This window comes from Weissella paramesenteroides (assembly GCF_036327715.1).
GTDB classification, from domain to species: Bacteria; Bacillota; Bacilli; order Lactobacillales; family Lactobacillaceae; genus Weissella; species Weissella paramesenteroides.
Genome location: NZ_CP130559.1, coordinates 1,625,586 through 1,646,490, shown reverse-complemented (window position 1 = coordinate 1,646,490; position 20,905 = coordinate 1,625,586). Strand labels below are relative to the sequence as shown.

The 20,905-nt window shown below is 40.2% G+C and carries 27 protein-coding genes and 1 other RNA gene; 27 read left to right on the top strand and 1 reads right to left on the bottom strand.

Going from position 1 to position 20,905, the window contains the following annotated elements:
* The first annotated feature begins 5 nt into the window (after positions 1-5).
* The 22 genes from QRX23_RS08310 (at position 6) to tsaD (ending at position 16,534) form a co-directional block, all read left to right on the top strand.
* Positions 6-278, top strand: coding sequence for an autorepressor SdpR family transcription factor (locus QRX23_RS08310; RefSeq protein WP_140836459.1), 273 nt, complete (start codon positions 6-8; stop codon positions 276-278).
* Positions 271-906, top strand: coding sequence for an SdpI family protein (locus QRX23_RS08305; RefSeq protein ID WP_251940861.1), 636 nt, complete (start codon positions 271-273; stop codon positions 904-906). The genes QRX23_RS08310 and QRX23_RS08305 overlap by 8 nt, the downstream gene beginning before the upstream one ends.
* Before the next feature lie 258 nt (positions 907-1,164).
* Positions 1,165-2,676 carry a ribosomal protection-like ABC-F family protein gene (gene abc-f / locus QRX23_RS08300; RefSeq protein WP_330156134.1) on the top strand — a complete coding sequence of 504 codons (1,512 nt, stop codon included), beginning with the start codon at positions 1,165-1,167 and terminating at the stop codon, positions 2,674-2,676.
* A 66-nt stretch (positions 2,677-2,742) separates the two neighbouring features.
* A complete protein-coding gene (locus QRX23_RS08295; protein WP_150176682.1) occupies positions 2,743-3,708 on the top strand; it encodes an alpha/beta hydrolase in 966 nt (321 codons plus the stop codon).
* A 26-nt stretch (positions 3,709-3,734) separates the two neighbouring features.
* A complete protein-coding gene (locus QRX23_RS08290) occupies positions 3,735-4,352 on the top strand; it encodes a class I SAM-dependent methyltransferase (RefSeq protein ID WP_330155283.1) in 618 nt (205 codons plus the stop codon).
* A complete protein-coding gene (locus QRX23_RS08285; protein WP_330155282.1) occupies positions 4,330-4,857 on the top strand; it encodes a nucleoside deaminase in 528 nt (175 codons plus the stop codon). Before QRX23_RS08290 ends, QRX23_RS08285 begins: the two co-directional genes overlap by 23 nt.
* 20 nt (positions 4,858-4,877) lie before the next feature.
* Positions 4,878-4,963, top strand: an RNA gene (gene ffs / locus QRX23_RS08280) — signal recognition particle sRNA small type.
* 436 nt (positions 4,964-5,399) lie between these two features.
* On the top strand, positions 5,400-7,145 hold the full coding sequence (gene dnaX, locus QRX23_RS08275; RefSeq protein ID WP_330155281.1) for a DNA polymerase III subunit gamma/tau: 1,746 nt from the start codon (positions 5,400-5,402) through the stop codon (positions 7,143-7,145).
* Between the two features lie 24 nt (positions 7,146-7,169).
* Positions 7,170-7,478 carry a YbaB/EbfC family nucleoid-associated protein gene (locus QRX23_RS08270; protein WP_150191481.1) on the top strand — a complete coding sequence of 103 codons (309 nt, stop codon included), beginning with the start codon at positions 7,170-7,172 and terminating at the stop codon, positions 7,476-7,478.
* Positions 7,479-7,504: 26 nt separating this feature from the next.
* Positions 7,505-8,104, top strand: a complete 600-nt coding sequence (gene recR, locus QRX23_RS08265; protein ID WP_002828005.1) for a recombination mediator RecR — start codon at positions 7,505-7,507, stop codon at positions 8,102-8,104.
* Positions 8,101-8,364, top strand: a complete 264-nt coding sequence (locus QRX23_RS08260) for a YaaL family protein (protein WP_330155280.1) — start codon at positions 8,101-8,103, stop codon at positions 8,362-8,364. The genes recR and QRX23_RS08260 overlap by 4 nt, the downstream gene beginning before the upstream one ends.
* Positions 8,365-8,497: 133 nt before the next feature.
* Complete coding sequence (gene tmk / locus QRX23_RS08255; protein ID WP_140836449.1) at positions 8,498-9,142, top strand: dTMP kinase; 645 nt, start codon at positions 8,498-8,500, stop codon at positions 9,140-9,142.
* 14 nt (positions 9,143-9,156) lie between these two features.
* Entirely contained in the window at positions 9,157-9,486 is a 330-nt protein-coding gene (locus QRX23_RS08250) for a cyclic-di-AMP receptor (RefSeq protein ID WP_002828002.1), read from the top strand.
* Positions 9,487-9,495: 9 nt separating this feature from the next.
* On the top strand, positions 9,496-10,500 hold the full coding sequence (holB, locus tag QRX23_RS08245; RefSeq protein WP_330155279.1) for a DNA polymerase III subunit delta': 1,005 nt from the start codon (positions 9,496-9,498) through the stop codon (positions 10,498-10,500).
* Positions 10,497-11,375 carry a 16S rRNA (cytidine(1402)-2'-O)-methyltransferase gene (rsmI, locus tag QRX23_RS08240; protein ID WP_140836445.1) on the top strand — a complete coding sequence of 293 codons (879 nt, stop codon included), beginning with the start codon at positions 10,497-10,499 and terminating at the stop codon, positions 11,373-11,375. Before holB ends, rsmI begins: the two co-directional genes overlap by 4 nt.
* Complete coding sequence (locus tag QRX23_RS08235) at positions 11,375-12,118, top strand: acyl-[acyl-carrier-protein] thioesterase (protein WP_330155278.1); 744 nt, start codon at positions 11,375-11,377, stop codon at positions 12,116-12,118. Before rsmI ends, QRX23_RS08235 begins: the two co-directional genes overlap by 1 nt.
* Positions 12,119-12,157: 39 nt before the next feature.
* Entirely contained in the window at positions 12,158-13,150 is a 993-nt protein-coding gene (galE, locus tag QRX23_RS08230; protein ID WP_002827998.1) for a UDP-glucose 4-epimerase GalE, read from the top strand.
* Between the two features lie 94 nt (positions 13,151-13,244).
* Complete coding sequence (locus QRX23_RS08225) at positions 13,245-13,688, top strand: hypothetical protein (protein ID WP_330155277.1); 444 nt, start codon at positions 13,245-13,247, stop codon at positions 13,686-13,688.
* 87 nt (positions 13,689-13,775) lie between these two features.
* Positions 13,776-14,501: a tRNA (adenosine(37)-N6)-threonylcarbamoyltransferase complex dimerization subunit type 1 TsaB gene (gene tsaB / locus QRX23_RS08220; protein WP_330155276.1), complete on the top strand. Its 726-nt coding sequence runs from the start codon at positions 13,776-13,778 to the stop codon at positions 14,499-14,501.
* Complete coding sequence (gene rimI, locus QRX23_RS08215; RefSeq protein ID WP_330155275.1) at positions 14,485-15,069, top strand: ribosomal protein S18-alanine N-acetyltransferase; 585 nt, start codon at positions 14,485-14,487, stop codon at positions 15,067-15,069. The genes tsaB and rimI (QRX23_RS08215) overlap by 17 nt, the downstream gene beginning before the upstream one ends.
* On the top strand, positions 15,053-15,505 hold the full coding sequence (gene rimI / locus QRX23_RS08210; protein ID WP_330155274.1) for a ribosomal protein S18-alanine N-acetyltransferase: 453 nt from the start codon (positions 15,053-15,055) through the stop codon (positions 15,503-15,505). Before rimI (QRX23_RS08215) ends, rimI (QRX23_RS08210) begins: the two co-directional genes overlap by 17 nt.
* 3 nt (positions 15,506-15,508) lie before the next feature.
* Positions 15,509-16,534 carry a tRNA (adenosine(37)-N6)-threonylcarbamoyltransferase complex transferase subunit TsaD gene (tsaD, locus tag QRX23_RS08205; protein WP_330155273.1) on the top strand — a complete coding sequence of 342 codons (1,026 nt, stop codon included), beginning with the start codon at positions 15,509-15,511 and terminating at the stop codon, positions 16,532-16,534.
* A 79-nt stretch (positions 16,535-16,613) separates the two neighbouring features.
* On the opposite strand, the gene QRX23_RS08200 is transcribed toward tsaD, so the two are convergent.
* Positions 16,614-17,603 carry a polyprenyl synthetase family protein gene (locus tag QRX23_RS08200; RefSeq protein ID WP_238334568.1) on the bottom strand — a complete coding sequence of 330 codons (990 nt, stop codon included), beginning with the start codon at positions 17,601-17,603 and terminating at the stop codon, positions 16,614-16,616.
* A 467-nt stretch (positions 17,604-18,070) separates the two neighbouring features.
* Between QRX23_RS08200 and rpsJ the strand changes: the two genes are divergently transcribed.
* From rpsJ to rplB, 5 genes are all read left to right on the top strand, one after another.
* Complete coding sequence (rpsJ, locus tag QRX23_RS08195) at positions 18,071-18,379, top strand: 30S ribosomal protein S10 (RefSeq protein WP_040760539.1); 309 nt, start codon at positions 18,071-18,073, stop codon at positions 18,377-18,379.
* 91 nt (positions 18,380-18,470) lie between these two features.
* Entirely contained in the window at positions 18,471-19,097 is a 627-nt protein-coding gene (rplC, locus tag QRX23_RS08190) for a 50S ribosomal protein L3 (protein WP_002827990.1), read from the top strand.
* Between the two features lie 24 nt (positions 19,098-19,121).
* The gene (rplD, locus tag QRX23_RS08185) at positions 19,122-19,745 is read left to right on the top strand and encodes a 50S ribosomal protein L4 (RefSeq protein WP_075270321.1); all 624 of its coding nucleotides are present in this window, start codon (positions 19,122-19,124) and stop codon (positions 19,743-19,745) included.
* Positions 19,745-20,032 (top strand): 50S ribosomal protein L23, encoded by a 288-nt coding sequence (gene rplW / locus QRX23_RS08180; RefSeq protein ID WP_002827988.1) that lies wholly within the window; start codon positions 19,745-19,747, stop codon positions 20,030-20,032. Before rplD ends, rplW begins: the two co-directional genes overlap by 1 nt.
* 16 nt (positions 20,033-20,048) lie before the next feature.
* On the top strand, positions 20,049-20,882 hold the full coding sequence (rplB, locus tag QRX23_RS08175) for a 50S ribosomal protein L2 (RefSeq protein ID WP_002827986.1): 834 nt from the start codon (positions 20,049-20,051) through the stop codon (positions 20,880-20,882).
* The last annotated feature ends 23 nt before the right edge of the window (positions 20,883-20,905 follow it).

The window sequence follows — 20,905 nt, the reverse complement described above, 5'->3', positions numbered from 1 at the left end:
GTGTTATGAGTTTTGAGAAAAGTTTTAAAGCTTTGGCTGATCCAGTTAGACGCGAAATTTTGCAATTATTGAAAAATGGTCGTATGTCGGCGGGGGATATTGCGCGACACTTTCATATGACAAAGGCAACCATTTCTTATCATCTAAGACTTTTAAAAGAAGCCGATTTAATTTGGGAAGAGAAAGAAAAAAACTTTATTTATTATGATTTAAACCTGACGTTAATTGAAGAAATTATGGGATGGTTGATAAATTTAAAGGAGCGGAACAATGACTAAAAAAGAGTTACAGAAAACATTAATTGTGACAACAGTATTGATTTTGGTACCTATAGTTATTGGTCTTGTTATTTGGCAACAACTACCGGAGAAAATACCCACACATTTTGGTGTGAATGATCGACCAAATGGGTGGAGTAGCCGTCCTTTCACGGTATTTGGTATACCGTTACTCATGCTGGTCGTTCAATATATCTGTGGCTTAGGGGTATATTTTGATCCTAAAAAAAGAAATATTAATCAGCGCATTTACAAACTAACATTATGGATTGTACCAGTGATCACTTTATTTGTGATGTTTAGTATTTATGGGAAAGCCCTTAATTGGCCAATCAGTATTGGCCTAATGACCAGTATCTTGATCGGCTTGCTATTTATTGTCCTAGGAAATTATATGTACAAGATTAAGCAGAATTATACGATTGGTATTAGGGTGCCGTGGACATTAAATAGTCAGGAAAACTGGAATAGGACACATCGCTTGGCAGCATGGGTATTTGTCATCGCAGGACTGATCTTAATTTTGAATGCTTTTCTACAACAGTTTTGGTTAATTATTGTGGTTATTTCATGTATCATAGTTCTCCCAGTTGGTTATTCATTTTTGCTATATCGTAAGGGCATCTAAAAGGAGAATACCTAATTACGATAGCTTTATGTAGACTTCTGTCGTTATTTATGATAATTTATAGCCTGTAAATAAATAAAAAAAGTGAGGACCGTCCATTGAAGAATTAATACCATATTGAAATTGCAACAATCACTATTGCCATATTTTTATGGCGTAGTGTCAGCATTTTCAGGTGGTATGATGACTTCATATGGCGGTTTTTTTGTGCGCTTTATGTTGATTTTACTGCCTGATTTATTTACAGGAGGTCACAATATGAGCACGATTGAATTAAAAAAACTAACGTTTGGTTTTGGTAATCAAACGCAGTTATTATTTAACCAAACGAATCTAATCATCGATACAAGTTGGAAACTAGGGTTAATTGGTCGTAATGGGCGTGGTAAAACGACCTTACTGCAGTTAATTATGGGTGAATATCCATATCAAGGGACGATTATTCATCAAGTAGCTTTTAATTATTTTCCACAGCCAATCAATGACCGAACACAACTAACTTACTTTGTACTAACTGAAAAAAATGATATTAAGAGTTGGCGAATAGAAAAAGAATTAAACTTGCTACAAGCAGATCCAAACATTTTATGGCGACCATTTGATAGCCTTTCAGGTGGTGAACAAACCAAAGCTTTATTAGCTCTACTTTTCAGTGATGATCAACATTTTCCATTAATTGATGAGCCAACCAATCATTTAGATCAACAAGCTAGACGACAAGTAGCTAAGTATTTAAAAGCTAAAAAACAGGGTTTTATATTAGTTAGCCATGATCGTTCATTTGTTGATGAAGTTGTTGACCATGTCGTTGCCATTGAAAAACAGCAACTTGTGTTATATCAAGGAAACTTTTCAGTGTATGAAGAACAAAAAGCGACACGTGATAACTATGAACAAGAACAAAACAAAAAATTACAATCAGAAATTAGTCGGTTAAAGCAAACAGCCGCTGAAAAAGCAGAATGGTCACGCGGACGAGAAAAAGACAAATATGGTAAGCCAAATGTTAAGGGTAGTGGCGCAATTTTTGATACTGGTTTTATTGGTGCGCGGGCTGCACGGACGATGAAACGGTCCAAGACGTTGGTTAATCATATGACACAGCGTATTGAAGAAAAGCAGCAATTACTAAAAGAAATCGAAACGGTCGATCCACTGACCATGAGCTATAAGCCTAGTTACCGTAAACGATTATTAACCGTTGAAGACTTGCAATTAAGTTATGATAATCAAGCACTATTTCTGCCACTTTCATTTCAGTTAGAACAGGGCCAACGTATTGCACTGCAAGGCCCCAATGGTTCTGGTAAATCTTCAATTATTCAATATTTATTTGGCCAATTTGATGGACAGGCGACAGGTCGGGTTGATTTAGCGAACAATATGCAAATTAGCTATGTTCGGCAAAATTATGAGGATAATCATGGCACTTTGTCTGAGTTTGCTGAAGAACATCATTTAAGTTATGAAGACTTACTTAATAACTTACACAAATTAGGACTGGAACGGCGAGTGTTTGAAAACCGGATTGAAGATATGAGTATGGGCCAACGGAAACGTGTTGAATTAGCCAAATCATTAGCAACACCAGCAGAGTTATTTATTTGGGATGAACCACTGAATTATCTTGACGTGTTTAATTATGAACAGTTGGAACAGGTGATCAAATTAGTACAACCGACCATGTTGCTTGTTGAACATGATGAAACTTTTCTAAAGCATGTTGCAACACAAGTAATCAAACTCCATTCTGAACAAGTAGAAAAATAAAGTAGTCGAATCCTTATGATATAATACTTTGAGTAAGTTTCGTAGGTAGAAGGTAAGGATTTAAAGATGACAAAACAACATAAAAGATGGTCTCGCAAAAGAAAAATATGGTCAGTAGCAGCCACTTTGGTCGTAGTTATGGGGGCAGCTGTTCTTGGAGCTGGTGGGTATTTTTTTCATGTTGCTGAAGTAAGGGCAAAAAAAGATTTTGTTGGGAGTGGTTTAGTTAGCAAGAAGAATCCACTATATCCACAACAACAAAAGTGGTTAGCGGCTGATACAGAAACGTGGCACTTACGAGCAAAAGATGGTACCAAATTAGTTGGCTCATATTTACCGGCAACGCAGCCAACGAATAAAACAGTCATCGTGATTCATGGGTTTGGCGTTGATCATAAGGCAATGGCGCCATATGGTGAAATGTTCCATCGCATGGGGTATAACGTTTTGATGCCTGATAATCGTGCGGCTGGGAAGTCTGGTGGTAAGTATATCGGCTTTGGTTACTTAGATGCAAAAGATTATCAAGGTTGGATAAAAGAATTGCTTGCTAAGAATGGCAAGCAAAGTCGCATCACAGTAATGGGTGCATCAATGGGTGGTGCGACGACAATGATGTTATCGGGGATGAATCCGCCAAAACAGGTTGAAGCATACATTGAAGACTCTGGGTATACATCGGTCACTGATGAATTGCATTATGAAGCAGGTAATATGTATGGACTGCCGGACTGGTTAGCAAATCTAATCATTCCAGTTGTTTCAGGTTATTCAAAAGTGTTGGCTGGCTATAGTTACCACGAAGCTGATGCAGAAAGGTTATTGGCAAAGAATAAGCGACCAATGTTGTTTATTCATGGTGATAATGATAAGTTTGTGCCAACTAGATTTATGAAACCAGTTTATGAGGCAAGTAATGGACCAAAAGAAAAGTATTTGGTACCAGGTGCCGCTCATGTGGAATCATACCGTACAAATCCTGCTAAGTACGAAGCAAAAGTGCGACAGTTTTTGAATCAGTATTTTAAATAGAACAAATGATTGAAGAAAGGAATATTATGGCTGAACACTATTACACCGCAAATCCGACCACAGCTCATGATGAACATACTTGGACGTTTACGCTATTTGATAACCAACTAACGTTTACAACTGATGCAGGTGTTTTTTCAAAAGGCACGGTTGATTATGGCACACGGACAATGTTGATGGCATTTAATCAAGACATCCCCGCAGGCAAAATTTTAGATTTGGGTGCGGGGTACGGACCAGTAGCCATTAGTTTGGCGAAAGTTATGCCAGAACGAGCATTCGTAGCCTCTGAAATTAATGCGCGTGCCGTGGAATTAGTCGCACGTAATGCTGAACAAAATCATGTGGCGCAACAAATCTCAGTAATACAATCTGATCGATATGAGCATGTATCAGGGAAATTCGCGGCTATTCTAACTAATCCACCTGTGCGAGCTGGTAAGCAAATTGTTACGGATATGATTACCGGAGCGGCTGACCACTTAGTTAATGGTGGTACATTGACCGTTGTTTTGCAGAAAAAACAGGGTGCACCTTCTGCTAAAAAATTAATGGCTGACTTATTTGGCAATGTACAAACGATTGCTAAAGATAAGGGGTATTATATTTTGGAGAGTCGTTATGGCAGTACCATTAACAACTAACCAAGTTAATTACTTTATGGGTCTTGCTTTAGCTGAAGCGCGTAAAGCAGCTATGATTGGCGAGGTTCCCATTGGTGCAGTCGTTGTACAGGATGGTCAGGTCGTTAGTCGAGCATTTAATTTACGAGAACATATGCAAGATGGCAGTCAGCATGCTGAATATCAGGCTATCATAGAAGCAAACAGACAATTGCATTCTTGGCGTTTGCCAGATGCACAATTATTTGTCACGTTAGAACCGTGCATTATGTGTGCCGGATTGATTCAGCAAACCAGATTGACCGATGTTTATTTTGGTGCAGATGATCCCAAGGCTGGTGGTGTGACGTCCATGTATGAATTATTGACAGATGAACGATTAAACCATCAAGTAAACGTACATGCAGGGGTTCGAGCAGATGAGGCAAGTGCGTTGTTAAAACAATTTTTTAAAGCAGTTAGACAACGGAAAAAAGCAGAAAAACGTCGGCAACGATTAGCTGCGGAAAACACTGGTCAAAAATAAAAATTCTTGCTATAATATAGTTCGTGGGGCAAGTGTGCACTTCGAATCGTGTCAGGGTCGGAAGGCAGCAGCACTAAGGAGACCGTGCATTGTGCTTCACTTCTTTTAGTAATTAAGCAGAGGTTAGAACATTTCGTTCTAGCCTCTTTTTCATGAGAGCGAGACAAAAGTCGCTTTGAAGCCGGTGTGTAACGTGGTTTGCGCAATTTTTGGCCGTAGCAAAGCAAGCGAAGGACAGGGATTGCGTAAATTACGTTACATTGAGACTTCAGACTTTTGGAACGCGTTTATGCTATAAAAATTTTATGCTGATAATGAATATATTTTTAGTAAAAAAGTTGGAACAAATTTTTTGTTTCAACTTCTTTTTCATATCACTGTCTCTGCTACTTATTTTGTATAATGAAGTAGCACAACAACGTGACAACTAGATTTAAAACATTGAAGTAAGCTGTTATCAACACGTTTTTTCTGATATTATTGGTAGTGATAGTTACAAATAAATCAGTGAAAAGTAACTGATGAGAAAGGGGTCACAAGTCATGGCATATCAGGCGTTATATCGGACGTGGCGTCCACAAAAATTTAGCGATATGATTGGTCAAGAAATCGTGACCAAGACTTTAAAGAATGCCATTATAACTGGGCAAATAACGCATGCGTATTTGTTTAATGGACCCAGGGGAACTGGAAAGACTTCCGCTGCCAAAATTTTTGCGAAAGCCATTAACTGTCTCCATCCAGTAGATGGTGAGCCAGATGGTACTTGTGAGATTTGTCAAGCAGCTGATGATGGCACACTCGGTGACATTATCGAGCTGGATGCGGCATCGAATAATGGGGTCGATGAAATTCGTGAAATTCGTGAAGATGTGACTTATGCGCCAACTCGTGCAAAATATAAAGTGTATATTATTGACGAGGTTCATATGTTATCGACGGGGGCCTTCAATGCGTTACTCAAAACCTTAGAAGAACCACCAGCAAATGTTATCTTTATTTTGGCAACCACTGAGCCACAAAAAATCCCAGCAACGATCATTTCACGTACGCAACGTTTTGATTTTAAGCGCATCAATGCGCAATCAGCATATGAACGCATGGTCTATATATTGGATCAACGTGGTAACACGTATGATGAGGCGGCGTTGAAGGTTATTGCCAATGCGGCTGATGGGGGAATGCGTGATGCATTAAGCATTCTAGATCAGGCACTATCATTTGGTGATGGACATGTGACGTTGGATAATGCATTGTTAGTGACAGGTTCTGTGACGCAAACATTGCTGGGCAACTATGTTGAAGCAGTTGTTAGTCAGGATACGAAGCAGGGATTGGCAAAATTATCTGAAGTTTTGGACGAAGGAAAAGATGCCAATCGCTTTGTTGAAGACTTAATCAGTTACGCACGTGACTTATTATTGTATACCGAAGCACCAGAGTTGGTGACGCTGGTCCCTGATGAGACATTTACGCAATTAGCAAAGGATCAATCAGCAAATGTCTGGTATAACATGATTGACACATTGAATGAAACGCAACAACAATTACGTTTCACGAATCGTCCAGCTATTTACCTTGAAGTGTTGACCGTTAAACTTAGTCAACCCACAAGTCAAGGTGGTTCGCCGTCTGTGTCTTCAGCGGAAGTTGCACACGTAACACCAGTGTCCCAACCGGTTCAGCCATCTGTACAACCGGTTATTGTCAAGTCGACACCAGCACCAGAGCAGTCAAAAACTACTGTCGAAGATCAACCAAAGCCATCACCAGAACCAACTGCGATGACTGGTCAAAGATCGCGTGTTGCGCCACACGTTAGTGATGACCAAGCAGCTGTATTTGGGGTGCTATCGGAAGCAACTCGTGGTGATTTAGACCGCATTACATCGATATGGGGTGACATGATCAATATGTTGCCAGTGCCTGAGCAGGCGATGTTGAATGTCTCACGGCCAATTGCAGCATCAAGCAATGGATTAGTTGTCGCATTCGATTTTGATGTGATTCGTGTTAATGCCATGCACAAGGCGGATTTGTTACAGACGATGGTGACACAAATTCGTGAGTTAACACAAGCACAAAATGAACGTCAATTAATCTTTATTACAACAGAGAGTTGGCCACAATTACGTGCAAAATTTGTGGCGCAATTGCCAAAACACAAACAGCAGACTCCACCGGTAAATCCTGATGTTGAAGAAACTGACGAACCGGCGGAAGATAATTTAGTAACAGAAGCAAAAACAATTTTTGATGCGGCACTTGTTGAAGAAATTGATGATTAAAAATATGAAATGAGGAAATGATAAATGTTCGGTGGACAAAATATGCAACAAATGATGAAGCAAGCAAAGAAGATGCAACAGCAAATGGCAGATGAACAGGCTGCAATTGCAAAGACAGATTATATTGGTCACGCACCATCTGATGTTGTATTGGCAACCTTCAATGGTGATCGTGAATTGAAAGATTTACAAATTAATGAAGAAATTGTTGATCCCGAAGATGTGGATGGTCTATCAGATATGGTTATTGTTGCCGTCAATGATGCTTTAAAGCAAATTGAGCAGGATCAACAAAAGCGCTTAGGACAGTTTGCGCCAAAGGGTATGTTCTAAAAAAGTTGTAGAAAGAAGGCAGATGCATGCAGTATCCAGAGCCAATTGCAAAATTAATTGATAGTTATACAAAATTACCAGGTATTGGCATAAAGACTGCAACGCGGTTAGCGTTTTATACAATCGATATGCCTGAAGAAGAGGTTACTAGTTTTGCACAATCATTAATTTCGGCCAAGCGTGATCTACAGTTTTGTTCAATATGTGGTAATTTAACGGAAACGGATCCTTGTGTGATTTGTTCGGATAAGAATCGTGATCAGAGCCAAGTGCTGGTTGTTGCTGAAGTGAAGGACTTGATGGCCATTGAGAATACAGGTGAGTATCGTGGTTTGTATCATGTTTTACATGGTGTTCTCTCACCACTAGAGGGTAAGGGTCCTGATGATATTAATATTGAGTCATTGGTCAATCGTCTGCAAAAAGATGAAACGATTCAAGAAGTTATTGTTGCCACCAATGCAAATGCTGAGGGAGAGGCGACAGCAATGTACCTATCACGTTTGTTAAAGCCAGCGGGGTTAAAGGTTTCAAGATTAGCAACTGGATTATCAGTTGGTAGTGATATTGATTATGCTGATCAGATTACGTTAATTAAGGCAGTCGAGGGGAGGACGCAACTGTGAGATTTAAATTACATAGTAAACGTCCAAAGTTTGATAAACAAGCATATGATAAGCAATTATCAAAAGCAATCGAACATGCAAAATATGATTACGAAAAAGCGCGTAAATCTGAGACAGCTATGTTTGAAAGTGATATTGCGCCACGGATGATCAAGGCCGAGACAGCCAGAGCAAAGCAAAAATACTTCTTTCTATTACGGGCTGCCCGACAACGGGGAATGCGGGGACATTGGTCAACTGCATTTGTTCATCCAGAGTAATATGAATGATAGCAAAAGTTATATAAAATTATCATTTTATTGGTAATTTATTAAATAAGAGGTCGAAACTATTTTGTATCGGCTTCTTTTTGGTATAATAAAAAATATAGAATGATTAGAAAGCGGTGAATACATGTCAGGGACATTTATCACATTCGAGGGTCCTGATGGCGCGGGAAAGACATCTGTCTTACGAGCAATCGTTGAACGACTAGCCCCGTTACTAGGTGACAAGTTGGTATTAACAAGAGAACCAGGAGGCAAAGATAGCCAAGTTGCTGAAGCAATTCGTGACTTGGTTTTAGATCCTAATTTACCCAGTATGGATGCTTGGACTGAAGCCTTGCTATATGCGGCATCACGGCGTCAACATTTAGTCGATACTGTGTTGCCAGCATTAGCAGCTGATAAGGTTGTTGTGAGTGATCGATATGTAGATAGCTCCATCGCTTATCAAGGTGGGGGTCGTCGCTTAGGTATTGAGGCAGTAACAGAGATTAATCAGTTTGCAACAAAGGGCATTATGCCAACAGCAACGATTTACTTAGATATTCGTCCTGAGGTTGGGTTACAGCGAATTCAGGAAAATCGACAAGATGAAATTAATCGTTTGGATGTTGAAAAGCTATCATTTCATCAACGAGTTACTGATGCCTATCACCAGCTTGCGACGCAATATCCAGAACGTTTTCTAATTATTAATGCCGAGCAGGACTTGGCTGATGTTATAACAGATACATGGACAGCATTGATGCCAATACTTGGTATACACGACTAGGAGGTTTCCACATTATGAAAATGATTATCGCAATTGTACAAGATAAGGATGCTAATAAATTAGGTGGTAAGTTTGTTAAGGCGAATGTTCGAGCAACTCGGTTAGCAACATCTGGTGGCTTCCTTCGTTCTGGAAACACAACTTTTATGATCGGTATTGAAGATGATCGTGTACAAGAGGTATTGGATTTGATTCATGATACATCACATACGCGTAAGCAATTTATGACACCAGCGGTTAGTCTTGATGTATCAATGGAATCAACAGCTGCCACGCCAATGGAAGTGCAAGTTGGTGGTGCGACTGTATTCGTTCAAGATGTTGAACAATTCCATCGTTTCTAAGAGGTGCTCATGAACGCCAAAGAACTAATTGCGCGCGTCATGGCGCTACAGCCTCAATTGATTGCGCAACTACAAAAGGCGTTAGCAAGTCAACAACTTGCTCACGCTTTTTTGTTTACCGGACCAGCTGGTCGTGGTCAAGAACTAGTTGCAGATTGGTTAGCTATGCGTTTGATGTGTCAACATGTCACAGCTGATGGACAGCCTGATGGTACTTGTGATCAATGCCAACGAATCGTGCAACATGAACATCCTGATGTCATTGAAGTGCATCCAGATGGTAAAAGCATTAAAGTCGATCAAGTGCGTTTTTTGAAAGAAGAATTTACAAAAACTGCCGTTGAAGGACACCAAAAAATCTTCATTGTCGCTGGTGCTGATACGATGACGACTAGTGCTGCCAATGGATTGTTGAAATTTATTGAAGAACCAGCACCAGGGCAAACAGCAATTTTAATTGCTGAAAATCGTGCCCAAATTTTGCCAACGATTATTTCTCGAACACAAGTCATTGCTTTTGCGGCAGTGGGAAATGAACAATTTGAGGAAGAATTATTATCGCTAGGATATCATGCTGATGAAGTGTCATTGGTACAGTCATTAACCGACAGCAAAGTTGTTGCTGAAGAATGGCTGACCGATGATTGGTTTAGGCAAGCAACACAGGCAACCAGTTCGTTAGTATCGGCTATCTTAAAGAATTCTGATCAAGCCTTTACGTTAGCTCAAACGCTATATGTTCCCTTAGCACTAGATATTGCGCATGGAAAGACATTATTAATGATGTTAGCGCAGGCTTGGCGCGATATTTTATTATTAAAAACTGGTGTGCAAAACAGTCATTTTGCAAATGACTGGTCGCATGAAGTGCAACATTTTGAAACAAAAACACTGTTAGCTGTAATTAATATTGTGTTATTGGCACCACAGCGACTAGAAAAAAATATTAATTTTCAAACAACATTGGAAGCAACTATACTAGAAATTCAATTTAAGTTAGCAGGTTTATCATGAAACAACAGAAAAGTTTTGGCACACACACTACTGGCACCCTATATTTAGTGCCAACCCCAATTGGAAATCTTGGTGATATGACAAACCGTTCAATTCAAGTCATGCAAGATGTTGATGTGATTGCTGCCGAAGACACTAGGCACACACAACAATTATTGAATCAGTTTGAGATTACAACAAAGCAGATTTCTTTTCACGAACATAATAAGGAAACCCGTATTCCGGAATTAGTTGCGCGACTTCAAGCAGGCGATAGTATTGCCCAGGTTTCTGATGCAGGTATGCCATCAATTTCAGACCCTGGTCATGAGTTGGTTAAAGCAGCTATTTTAGCTGATGTGCCAGTTGTGCCAATCCCTGGGGCTAGTGCCGGTATTACAGCTTTGATTGCGTCTGGTTTGGCACCGCAACCGTTTATGTTCTATGGCTTTTTACCACGTAAACCTAAAGAACAACTACATGAACTTGACCTGCTTAAAACTCATCAAGAAACGATGATTTTTTATGAGGCACCACACCGACTGGCAAAGACTTTGCAATCGGTTGAAAAGGTATTTGGTGCTGAACGTCAGGTAGTATTGGCTCGTGAATTGACAAAACGTTATGAAGAATTTTTGCGTGGTACCATTGCTGAACTTGTTGCTTGGGCAACTAGCAATGAGGTGCGAGGTGAATTTGTAGTGATTGTTTCAGGAAATGACCAAGTCATTGAAACATCAGATGCAGATCCGTTAGCAGAGTTATCTGCCGTTGATGCAGTAAAAGAATTAGTAGAGAATGGTTTAAAACCAACGGCGGCTATTAAGCAAATCGCTAAACAACGGTCACTTGATCGCCAAACACTTTATTTAAAATATCAAGGAGAAAATAAATAATGGCTGTAGAATTTCGTATGCCACATGATGTGGTCTACTATGAAGCAGATGTCACCGGTAAATTGAGTCTACCAATGATTTATAATTTGGCGATTTTAAGTTCAACACAACAAGCAATTGACTTAAATATTGGCCCGGAATATACCCATGCAAAAGGGCTGGGATGGGTTGTATTACAACAACTTGTAACGATTAATCGCCGACCAAAAGACGGTGAAACCATTACTTTATCCACAAAGGCCAAGCAATTTAATCCATTTTTTGCTAAGCGTGAGTATCGATTAATCGATGCAGCTGGTAATGATCTTGTTGTTATGGATGGCCTATTCTCAATGATTGATATGAATAAGCGGAAGTTAGCTCGAATTCCAAAAGATATGGCTGAAGCTTATCAACCAGAGCATGTTCGTAAAATACCACGTGCTCCTGAAGTCACGCCATTTGATGAAACCCGTGAGGCCGATTTTGCACAGGATTATTTTGTCCGTTATTTGGATATTGATTCTAATCATCACGTGAATAATTCTAAATATGCTGAATGGATGAGTGACGTGCTACCTATTGAATTTTTGACAAGTCATGAACCAACAGCTATGAACATTAAATATGAGCACGAAGTTTTGTATGGCAATAAAATTAAATCAGAAGTCCAACTTGTTGATAATGTCACAAAGCATCGCATTTGGTTCGGGGATGTGCTTTCTGCTGAAGCCACAATTGAGTGGACGACAGCAAGTAATTAAGCTAAACTAAAGGTAACTAAGACAATAAGGAGAGTTGATATGTCTGTATTAGTATTAGGGGGAGCTGGCTACATTGGTTCTCATATGGTTGCGACATTACTAGCTGATCATCGTGATGTTGTGGTTGTTGATAATTTGTTAACGGGACACCGTGCTTCAGTACCTGAGGGGGTACCATTCTACGAAGTTGATATTCGTGATAAGGCAGCATTGTCTGAAGTGTTTGAAAAGGAAAATATTGAGCAAGTTGTCCACTTTGCGGCATCTTCAATCGTACCTGAATCTGTTGAAAAGCCATTGAAGTACTTTGATAACAATGTCTACGGTATGATTAATTTGCTAGAAGTGATGTTAGACTTTGACGTGAAGCAAATTGTCTTTTCATCAACGGCAGCAACGTATGGTGTGGCTAAAGAAAATCCTATCAAGGAAACGACACCACAAAACCCAATTAACCCATACGGTGAATCAAAGCTACAAATGGAACACATCATGAAGTGGGCTGACCAAGCATATGGACTAAAGTGGGTCGCATTGCGTTACTTTAATGTGGCGGGTGCAAAGGCGGATGGTTCAATCGGTGAAGATCATCCAACTGAAACACACTTGGTACCAATTATCTTGCAGACTGCTTTGGGTCAACGTGAGAAGATCATGATGTTTGGGGATGATTATAATACACCAGATGGATTTAACGTCCGCGATTATGTCCACGTAATGGATTTGGCAGATGCCCACGTATTAGCTTTGGATTACCTAGCTAAGGGTAATGAATCAAACCAGTTTAATTTGGGATCTGCTAATGGCTTCTCAGTTAAGCAAATGGTTGAAGCTGCTCGTGAAGCAACCGGCCAACCTATTCCTGCTGAAATAGGTCCTCGTCGTGCAGGTGATCCTGATTCATTGGTTGCCTCATCAGACAAAGCGCGTGAAATCCTTGGTTGGACACCAAAGTATGACGATGTGAAAGAAATTATTAGTACAGCTTGGAACTGGCATCAAAAGCATCCTAATGGCTATGGTGATCGGTAAGTAGTAGAAAATTAGATCAATGTGTTAAGTACCTTGACTGGTTAATCAAGGACGAAGGCAGCATTGGTCTTTTTTATTTAAGAAAGGGAGGGGTATGCTAGAGTATTTAACAACACAACGGACAAGATTAATATATATCTATACACTTTGTGTCAGTTTTGTGTATTTGCTTGCGCTTAGTCAGGCAGAGAAAAGCCTCAATATTGGATTTTTCTTGATTTTTATTTGCTTTTTGCCATTGATGATTATAATTGATTTGTCATTTATTGGACGATCAATATATCGAAGATATAAAGCGTACAAGCAAGAACACTCATCTGATCCTTTATATCATGACAGATTACTAGCGTATGTGTTTGATTCATCAGCATGGCAAGTTCCTAACTATGCGATCTATTTGTTACCAGTAATTATTGTGATTCAATGCATCAGTTTAATCTGGATTAGACAGATGCTTGATTTTGGCTTAATTTGTCTGACAATTATATTGGGAATCTGGTTATATGTTTCGCAGCGCCAGAGTAAAGTACATAATTAGTTCGATAATCGTATTTAAAACATTTTTGTTCTGTTAAAATTGCGGTAAAATAAGTATTAGTATTTCACAAATAAAGGAGCTAGTGATATGAAAACCATTGCTTTTGATACAAGCAATCAACCTTTGAGCGTTGCACTATTTGAAAATAATCACTTGATTGATCAACGTGAAACCAATGTTCGTCGTAATCACTCGACACAACTATTACCATTCATTGATGAGTTGATTAAGCAAGCAAATTGGACACCACAAGATTTGGATAGCGTCATCGTTAGTCAGGGTCCAGGTTCATATACTGGTTTACGAATTGCTGTAACGACAGCAAAGACACTTGCTTTTACGCTGGGCATTTCGTTGACGGGTGTTTCAAGTTTGGCATTGTTAGCCATGAATGTGACAGATACTGATGCAATTATTGTGCCAATTATGGATGCCCGCAATCAAAATATTTATGCTGCACAATATCAGTGGGAATCGGGGCACCTGGTTGTCCGTCAATCTGATCAGCATATGAATATTGATAAATTGCATCTTGCGTTAGATACACTTAGTCAACCAATTATTTTTGTTGGTGAGTGGCAACGTTTTGAAGAACAACTTCGTGAGCTATTGCCAACAGCAACCTTTGCGCAAGATAATTTACCGCATGCAGCTAATATGATGAACCTTGCATCGGATAGTACGACATTGACTGATATGAATGATATTCATCAATTTGTTCCCAATTATCATCGTTTATCACAAGCAGAGGCTGATTGGGCCAAGGCGCATCCAGAAGATCAAGGTGGTCACGCCTATGTGGAAAAAGTTTAATCAATTGGCTCATTGGTGGGAAAAACCAGTATCAGATGAAATGCGTGAATTTCACCAAACAATTGTCATCAAGGATTTTGAATTTGATTTGATGCCTGCCAAACGTTCAGATTTAGAAGATATTATTGCGCTTGAAAAGGCGGCATATGATGGAGAAGTTTTGTGGCCAATGGAAGCTTTTGCTGAAGAGTTGCGACGCACGCGTGACCGATTGTACGTGATTGTTCGTCAGCCTGAAACGGGGTCGATGGTCGCATTAATTGGGGCAGCTTTTCGACCAGGCATTCATGAAGTTCATATTACCAATATTATGGTTGCACCTCATTGGCAAAGTCGTGGTGTTGGCACCTTCTTGGTCATGTATATGATGACGATTGCACAGCAAATTAATTTTCATCGCATTTCATTAGAAGTACGTGTGTCTAATAAACGCGCGCAGCAACTATATGCACGATTGGGCTTTCAAATTATCCGCCGAAAAGTTCATTACTATGGTGAAAATGGTGAGGATGCATTTGATATGGCACAAATATTAGGAAATCAAATTGATAATGAACTTCTTATATAAACATGATATGACTGCAGCACAATTATATCGCATTGCTGATGATGCTTACGCAAATGGCTCACCATGGCAATTAAAAACTTTTCAGCAAGACTTAGAAAATGAATACTCACATTATGTGGGAATCGTTGACCATAGTCAGTTAATTGGTTTTGCCGGGGGAACCTATTTGGATGATACTTTAGATGTTAGTAATGTTGCTATTTTAAAAACGCAACAAGGTAAACATCTTGGAGAAATTTTATTACGTGCTTGGTTTGATGAATTTAGTGATGGTACAAAAGTATTGTTAGAGGTTCGGGCAAGTAATCAGGCAGCTCAGCATTTGTATCAACGCTTAGGATTTAAAACCTATCATAAGCGTAAGGCGTATTATAGTCGCCCTGTTGAGGATGCGGATTTAATGATGTTAGAGTTACCAATACAGGTAAAGGAGTAAAGCATGACAGAAACACGTTATATCATGGCATTTGAGTCAAGTGCTGATGAAACCAGTGTAGCAATAGTAAAAAATGGTGATGAAATTGTGAGTTTGGAGACAGCGACTCAAATCAAGAGCCACCAAAGATTTGGTGGTATCGTGCCAGAAGTCGCTAGTCGCCATCATATCGAACAAGTCACGATCCTAGCTGATGCTGCACTTGAAGATGCACACTTGACTTACAGCGATTTGACAGCGATTGGTGTTACTCAGGGTCCTGGTTTAGTTGGTGCTTTATTAATTGGCGTTACTGCTGCAAAGACGATTGCTTGGGCACATCAATTACCGCTAGTCCCAGTATTACATCTGGCTGGTCATATCAGCGCTGCTAATTTTGTTTCACCTATTCAGTACCCAGCACTAGCGTTAATGGTATCTGGTGGTCATACAGAATTGGTCTTGATGCGCGAAGAGTATGATTATGTGGTCATTGGTGATACACGTGATGATGCGGCTGGCGAAAGTTATGACAAAGTTGGCCGGACAATGGGGCTTAAGTATCCTGCTGGTAAAACCTTAGACGATATGGCTCACCGTGGTCAGCCGAATTATAAGTTACCACGGGCTCTGATTGATGATGGTGCTTATGATTTTTCTTTCTCAGGATTAAAGAGTGCGGTTATTAACCTAATGCATAATGCTGATCAACGTGGTGAAACGGTTGATCATAATGATTTAGCTGCTTCCTTCCAACAAGCCGTTATTGAAGTTTTGGTAAGTAAAACAGCGCAGGCATTAGATAATTATCCAGTAAAGTCATTTATTGTTGCCGGTGGGGTAGCTGCCAACAAGGGATTACGTGATGAATTGACAAAGATGATGGCAGCACGACCAGATATAGCTTTTATTCCGGTACCTATTAAATTAGCTGGTGATAATGCAGCAATGATTGGGGCAGCCGTTGATATCGCATATCGTCATGGCATGCGTGGTGACTGGGCATTGAATGCCGATCCGGCGCTTGAGTTTGAATATGAAGATGAATAAATATAAAAACCGACGCTCAGCCAATTGACTGAACGTCGGTTTTTATAAATAATGAATTTCTACTATAGTAATAGTCGCTTTAATTTGCACGTTCTAATAATGCTTCACTGATGGTAATCAAAGTATCCTTTGCTTCACCATCTGGTAACTGTGACAGGTAGTCTAATGCCTTTTCAGTATACTCACTAGCTAAGCTAGTTGCTTCATCAACAGCGCCTGAGGCAATAACTAAGTCACGCAGCTGTATAGATTCATCATTGCTAATACGATCTTTCTTTGCCAAAAGATTTTGGATTTCTGCTTTGTCCTGCATGGCAATGATTAATGGGGCAGAATAAACCCCCTCACGAACATCTTGTAACGTTGGTTTACCTAAATCTGTTTTTGTTGATTGATAATCTAAGATATCATCTAGTATCTGAAAAGCCATTCCCACGTTGAAAGCAAATTCAGTAACTAAATCGACAAACTCTTCAGGCGCATCACCATTTGCGGCACCTAACTGGGCAGAGAGGACAAACAAAGCAGCTGTCTTGCCGGCGATTTGTTCCTTATAATCGGCTAACGTCATGTGACGATCATAATGATTGGTACGTTGGGTGAGTTCGCCAGTTAAAATATCTTCTAATAATTTTGTTGCTTGACGAACTAGTGTCATATCATCAGTGTGGTAAGCCAATGTTTTGAAGGTAGCAGCAAAAAGGTAGTCACCAGCATATGCGGCAATGTCCTTACCGAATTTTGATTGAATACTTGGTGCATGACGTCGCTCTGGTGAATCATCGATAATATCATCGTGAATGAGTGTGGCGGTATGTAACATTTCAACCGCAGCAGCAATGTGTTTTAGATTTGAAGTATTGCCCGGATAAAATTGCCCGATAATAATTGCGAATGCTGGACGTAACATTTTGCCACCAGCACGGAACATATCTAATAATGCTTGCTCAACTTCTTTATCATTTGCCTGTAATGAATTTTGGATAATGAATAGCACATCTTGAAGTTCCTGCTGCACTGTTGGAAATTTTTCCCACATCGCGTGGATTTGCGTAAGTGATTGTTTCATTAATTTGGAATTCCTTAAATCTACTATATTGTATAACATCAATTGACATAACGTCTTTTAAACTAATCTCTATTATATATGAAAAAAAGAGAAGCGACAGACGAATTTTAATCTGTAAAAAATAATTAACAAACTCAAGGGTTTATATTGGCATTTTGTTTTTAAATTGTGTATGATAAATGACGTTGTGATGCGAAAAAATGCGCTTGAAAATTTATTTGATAAAAACAAATAAAATGCTTGATTATCAAGCAAGGCTGCTGTATCATAATCAAGTACGCTAAATGAAGGACAACATAAATGTGTCCTCGTATTAGTGTGCCATTGACGAGCAATGATGTGGGAGGTTGCGACACACCCGGCAGCATTGCCACGAGGCCCATTGCCATGGAGCCTTGTGGGGCGTGTCGGTAGTTTCCACGGAGTTAGTTTCATATTCCAATATGGACGAAGGGAGAATTTATATCATGGCAAATAAGAAGATTCGTATCCGCTTAAAGGCTTACGAGCACAAGATCTTGGATTCATCAGCTGAAAAGATCGTTGAAACGGCAAAGCGTACAGGTGCTGAAATTTCAGGTCCTATTCCATTGCCAACAGAACGTACGATTTACACAGTTTTGAGCTCACCTCACAAGCACAAGGATGCACGTGAGCAATTCGAATTGCGTACTCACAAGCGTTTGATTGACATCATGAAGCCAACTGCTAAGACAGTCGATGCATTGTCAAAGTTGGAATTGCCAAGTGGTGTTGATATCGAAATTAAGTTGTAATTCTTATAGCTTAAAATATAGATGATTAACTTGCCTGGTTATGCATTTAACTAACTAAAAATTAGATTTACTATTTGAAAAGGAGATAGTCATGACTACTAAGGGTATCTTAGGCCGCAAAGTCGGCATGACTCAGGTATTCACTGAGACTGGTGAACTTATCCCTGTAACAGTTATTGAAGCTACGCCAAACGTTGTTCTTCAAGTTAAGACTTTGGAAAATGATGGTTATAGCGCACTTCAATTGGGTTACCAAGATAAGCGCCAAGTTTTGAGCAACAAACCTGAGCAAGGTCACGTTGCCAAAGCAAACACGACCCCTAAGCGCTACATTCGTGAAATCCGCGATGCTGAGGGAGAATTCAATGTTGGGGATGAAGTTAAGGTTGATATCTTCGCCGCTGGTGAAGCTGTTGACGTAACTGGAATTACGAAGGGTCATGGTTACCAAGGTAACATCAAGAAGGATGGCCAAGCTCGTGGACCTATGGCTCACGGTTCTCGTTACCACCGTCGTCCTGGTTCATTGGGTGCCATTATTAACCGCGTCTTCAAGGGTAAGAAGTTGCCTGGACGCATGGGTAACCATAAGCGTACTGTACAAAACTTGCAAGTTGTTCGCGTTGATGTAGAAAATAACGTGATCTTGGTTAAGGGTAATGTTCCTGGTGCCAACAAGTCACTTGTTACTGTTAAGTACTCAAAAAAAGCTAAGTAATAAGGACGAAGGGAGGAAATTAACATGACTAAGGTTGCTTTGTTTAAGCAAGACGGTTCAAATGCCGGAGATATTGAATTGAACGATTCAGTATTCGGTGTAGAGCCAAACAACAATGTCATTACGGATGCCGTATTGATGCAACGCGCTTCAATGCGTCAAGGAACACATGCTGTAAAGAACCGTTCAGCGGTTTCTGGTGGTGGAAAGAAGCCTTGGCGTCAAAAGGGTACGGGTCGTGCCCGTCAAGGTTCAATCCGTTCACCACAATGGCGTGGCGGTGGAATTGTCTTCGGACCTACACCACGTTCATATGCCTACAAGATGCCTAAGAAGGCTTACCGTTTGGCATTGAAGTCAGTGTTGTCACAAAAGGTTTTGGATTCTTCATTGGTTGTTGTTGATGCATTGTCATTCGACGCACCAAAGACTAAGGAATTCAAGGCAGTTTTGAACAACTTAAACGTAAATGAAAAGACGTTGGTTGTCTTGGACGATGATAATGCTAATGCAGCACTAGCAGCACGTAACTTAGAAAACGTGACTGTTATGACTGCTAAGGGTGTTAACGTGCTTGACGTAATCAACAACGATAAGTTGGTTGTAGTTCAATCAGCTTTGGCACAAGTTGAGGAGGTTTTGGCATAATGGACGCACGCGATATCATTTTGCGCCCGGTCATCACTGAACAAACGATGAGCGTTTTGGATGAAAAGCGTTACACGTTTGAAGTTGATGTTCGCGCCACTAAGCCACAAATTAAGCGTGCTGTTGAAGAAATTTTTGACGTTAAGGTTGAAAAGATCAACACAGCTAACGTACGTGGTAAGTTAAAGCGTCAAGGACGCTTTGCTGGTTACACTAAGAAGCGTAAGAAGGCAACGGTTACGTTGTCAGAAGCTTCAAAGGACATTCAATTGTTCAACGAAAACTAATTAGGAGGAAATTAGCGTGGCTATCAAGAAGTACAAGCCAACCTCTAACGGTCGTCGTAACATGACGTCTTCAGATTTTTCTGAAATCACTAAGACGACGCCTGAAAAGAGCTTGTTGGAATCAAAGTCAAACACTGGTGCTCGTAATTCATACGGTCACATGACTGTACGCCATCGTGGTGGTGGACACAAGCGCCAATACCGTATTATCGACTTCAAGCGTACCAAGGATGATGTACCAGCTAAGGTTGTTGCGATCGAATACGATCCTAACCGTACTGCAAACATCGCTTTGCTACAATACACTGATGGTACTAAGGCATATATCTTGGCACCTAAGGGCTTGGAAGTTGGTATGACAGTTCAATCTGGAGTAGATGCTGATATTAAGGTAGGTAACGCCCTACCATTGGCAAAGATTCCTGATGGAACTCAAATTCACAACATTGAGCTAAAGCCTGGTCATGGTGGACAACTTGTCCGTTCAGCCGGAGCCTCAGCTCAAGTGCTAGGTAAAGAAGGAAAGTACGTTCTAGTTCGCCTACAATCTGGTGAAGTTCGTATGATCTTGGCAGTTAACCGTGCCACAGTTGGAGTTGTTGGAAACGAACAACACTCATTGATCAACTGGGGTAAGGCTGGTCGCCGTCGTTGGAAGGGTCAACGTCCACACGTTCGTGGATCTGTAATGAACCCTAACGATCACCCTCACGGAGGTGGTGAAGGAAAGGCTCCTATCGGACGTCCATCACCATTGTCACCATGGGGTAAGAAGACAGCTGGTAAGAAGACACGTAACGCTAAGGCTCGTTCAACGAAGTTTATCGTTCGTGGTCGTAAGAACAAGTAAAACATAGCATCCAGCTATTATAA

Bases quoted from the DNA above. Each gene is read 5' to 3' on its own strand.
- recR (WP_002828005.1), top strand. From the start codon at position 7,505: ATGCAGTATCCAGAGCCAATTGCAAAATTAATTGATAGTTATACAAAA.
- tsaD (WP_330155273.1), top strand. From the start codon at position 15,509: ATGACAGAAACACGTTATATCATGGCATTTGAGTCAAGTGCTGATGAA.
- dnaX (WP_330155281.1), top strand. From the start codon at position 5,400: ATGGCATATCAGGCGTTATATCGGACGTGGCGTCCACAAAAATTTAGC.
- QRX23_RS08285 (WP_330155282.1), top strand. From the start codon at position 4,330: ATGGCAGTACCATTAACAACTAACCAAGTTAATTACTTTATGGGTCTT.
- rimI (WP_330155274.1), top strand. From the start codon at position 15,053: ATGAACTTCTTATATAAACATGATATGACTGCAGCACAATTATATCGC.
- rplW (WP_002827988.1), top strand. From the start codon at position 19,745: ATGGACGCACGCGATATCATTTTGCGCCCGGTCATCACTGAACAAACG.
- galE (WP_002827998.1), top strand. From the start codon at position 12,158: ATGTCTGTATTAGTATTAGGGGGAGCTGGCTACATTGGTTCTCATATG.
- QRX23_RS08290 (WP_330155283.1), top strand. From the start codon at position 3,735: ATGGCTGAACACTATTACACCGCAAATCCGACCACAGCTCATGATGAA.
- QRX23_RS08225 (WP_330155277.1), top strand. From the start codon at position 13,245: ATGCTAGAGTATTTAACAACACAACGGACAAGATTAATATATATCTAT.
- rplD (WP_075270321.1), top strand. From the start codon at position 19,122: ATGACTAAGGTTGCTTTGTTTAAGCAAGACGGTTCAAATGCCGGAGAT.
- QRX23_RS08250 (WP_002828002.1), top strand. From the start codon at position 9,157: ATGAAAATGATTATCGCAATTGTACAAGATAAGGATGCTAATAAATTA.
- QRX23_RS08270 (WP_150191481.1), top strand. From the start codon at position 7,170: ATGTTCGGTGGACAAAATATGCAACAAATGATGAAGCAAGCAAAGAAG.
- tsaB (WP_330155276.1), top strand. From the start codon at position 13,776: ATGAAAACCATTGCTTTTGATACAAGCAATCAACCTTTGAGCGTTGCA.
- QRX23_RS08235 (WP_330155278.1), top strand. From the start codon at position 11,375: ATGGCTGTAGAATTTCGTATGCCACATGATGTGGTCTACTATGAAGCA.
- QRX23_RS08200 (WP_238334568.1), bottom strand. From the start codon at position 17,603: ATGAAACAATCACTTACGCAAATCCACGCGATGTGGGAAAAATTTCCA.
- abc-f (WP_330156134.1), top strand. From the start codon at position 1,165: ATGAGCACGATTGAATTAAAAAAACTAACGTTTGGTTTTGGTAATCAA.
- rplC (WP_002827990.1), top strand. From the start codon at position 18,471: ATGACTACTAAGGGTATCTTAGGCCGCAAAGTCGGCATGACTCAGGTA.
- rsmI (WP_140836445.1), top strand. From the start codon at position 10,497: ATGAAACAACAGAAAAGTTTTGGCACACACACTACTGGCACCCTATAT.
- rimI (WP_330155275.1), top strand. From the start codon at position 14,485: ATGTGGAAAAAGTTTAATCAATTGGCTCATTGGTGGGAAAAACCAGTA.
- QRX23_RS08310 (WP_140836459.1), top strand. From the start codon at position 6: ATGAGTTTTGAGAAAAGTTTTAAAGCTTTGGCTGATCCAGTTAGACGC.
- tmk (WP_140836449.1), top strand. From the start codon at position 8,498: ATGTCAGGGACATTTATCACATTCGAGGGTCCTGATGGCGCGGGAAAG.
- holB (WP_330155279.1), top strand. From the start codon at position 9,496: ATGAACGCCAAAGAACTAATTGCGCGCGTCATGGCGCTACAGCCTCAA.
- rpsJ (WP_040760539.1), top strand. From the start codon at position 18,071: ATGGCAAATAAGAAGATTCGTATCCGCTTAAAGGCTTACGAGCACAAG.
- QRX23_RS08295 (WP_150176682.1), top strand. From the start codon at position 2,743: ATGACAAAACAACATAAAAGATGGTCTCGCAAAAGAAAAATATGGTCA.
- QRX23_RS08305 (WP_251940861.1), top strand. From the start codon at position 271: ATGACTAAAAAAGAGTTACAGAAAACATTAATTGTGACAACAGTATTG.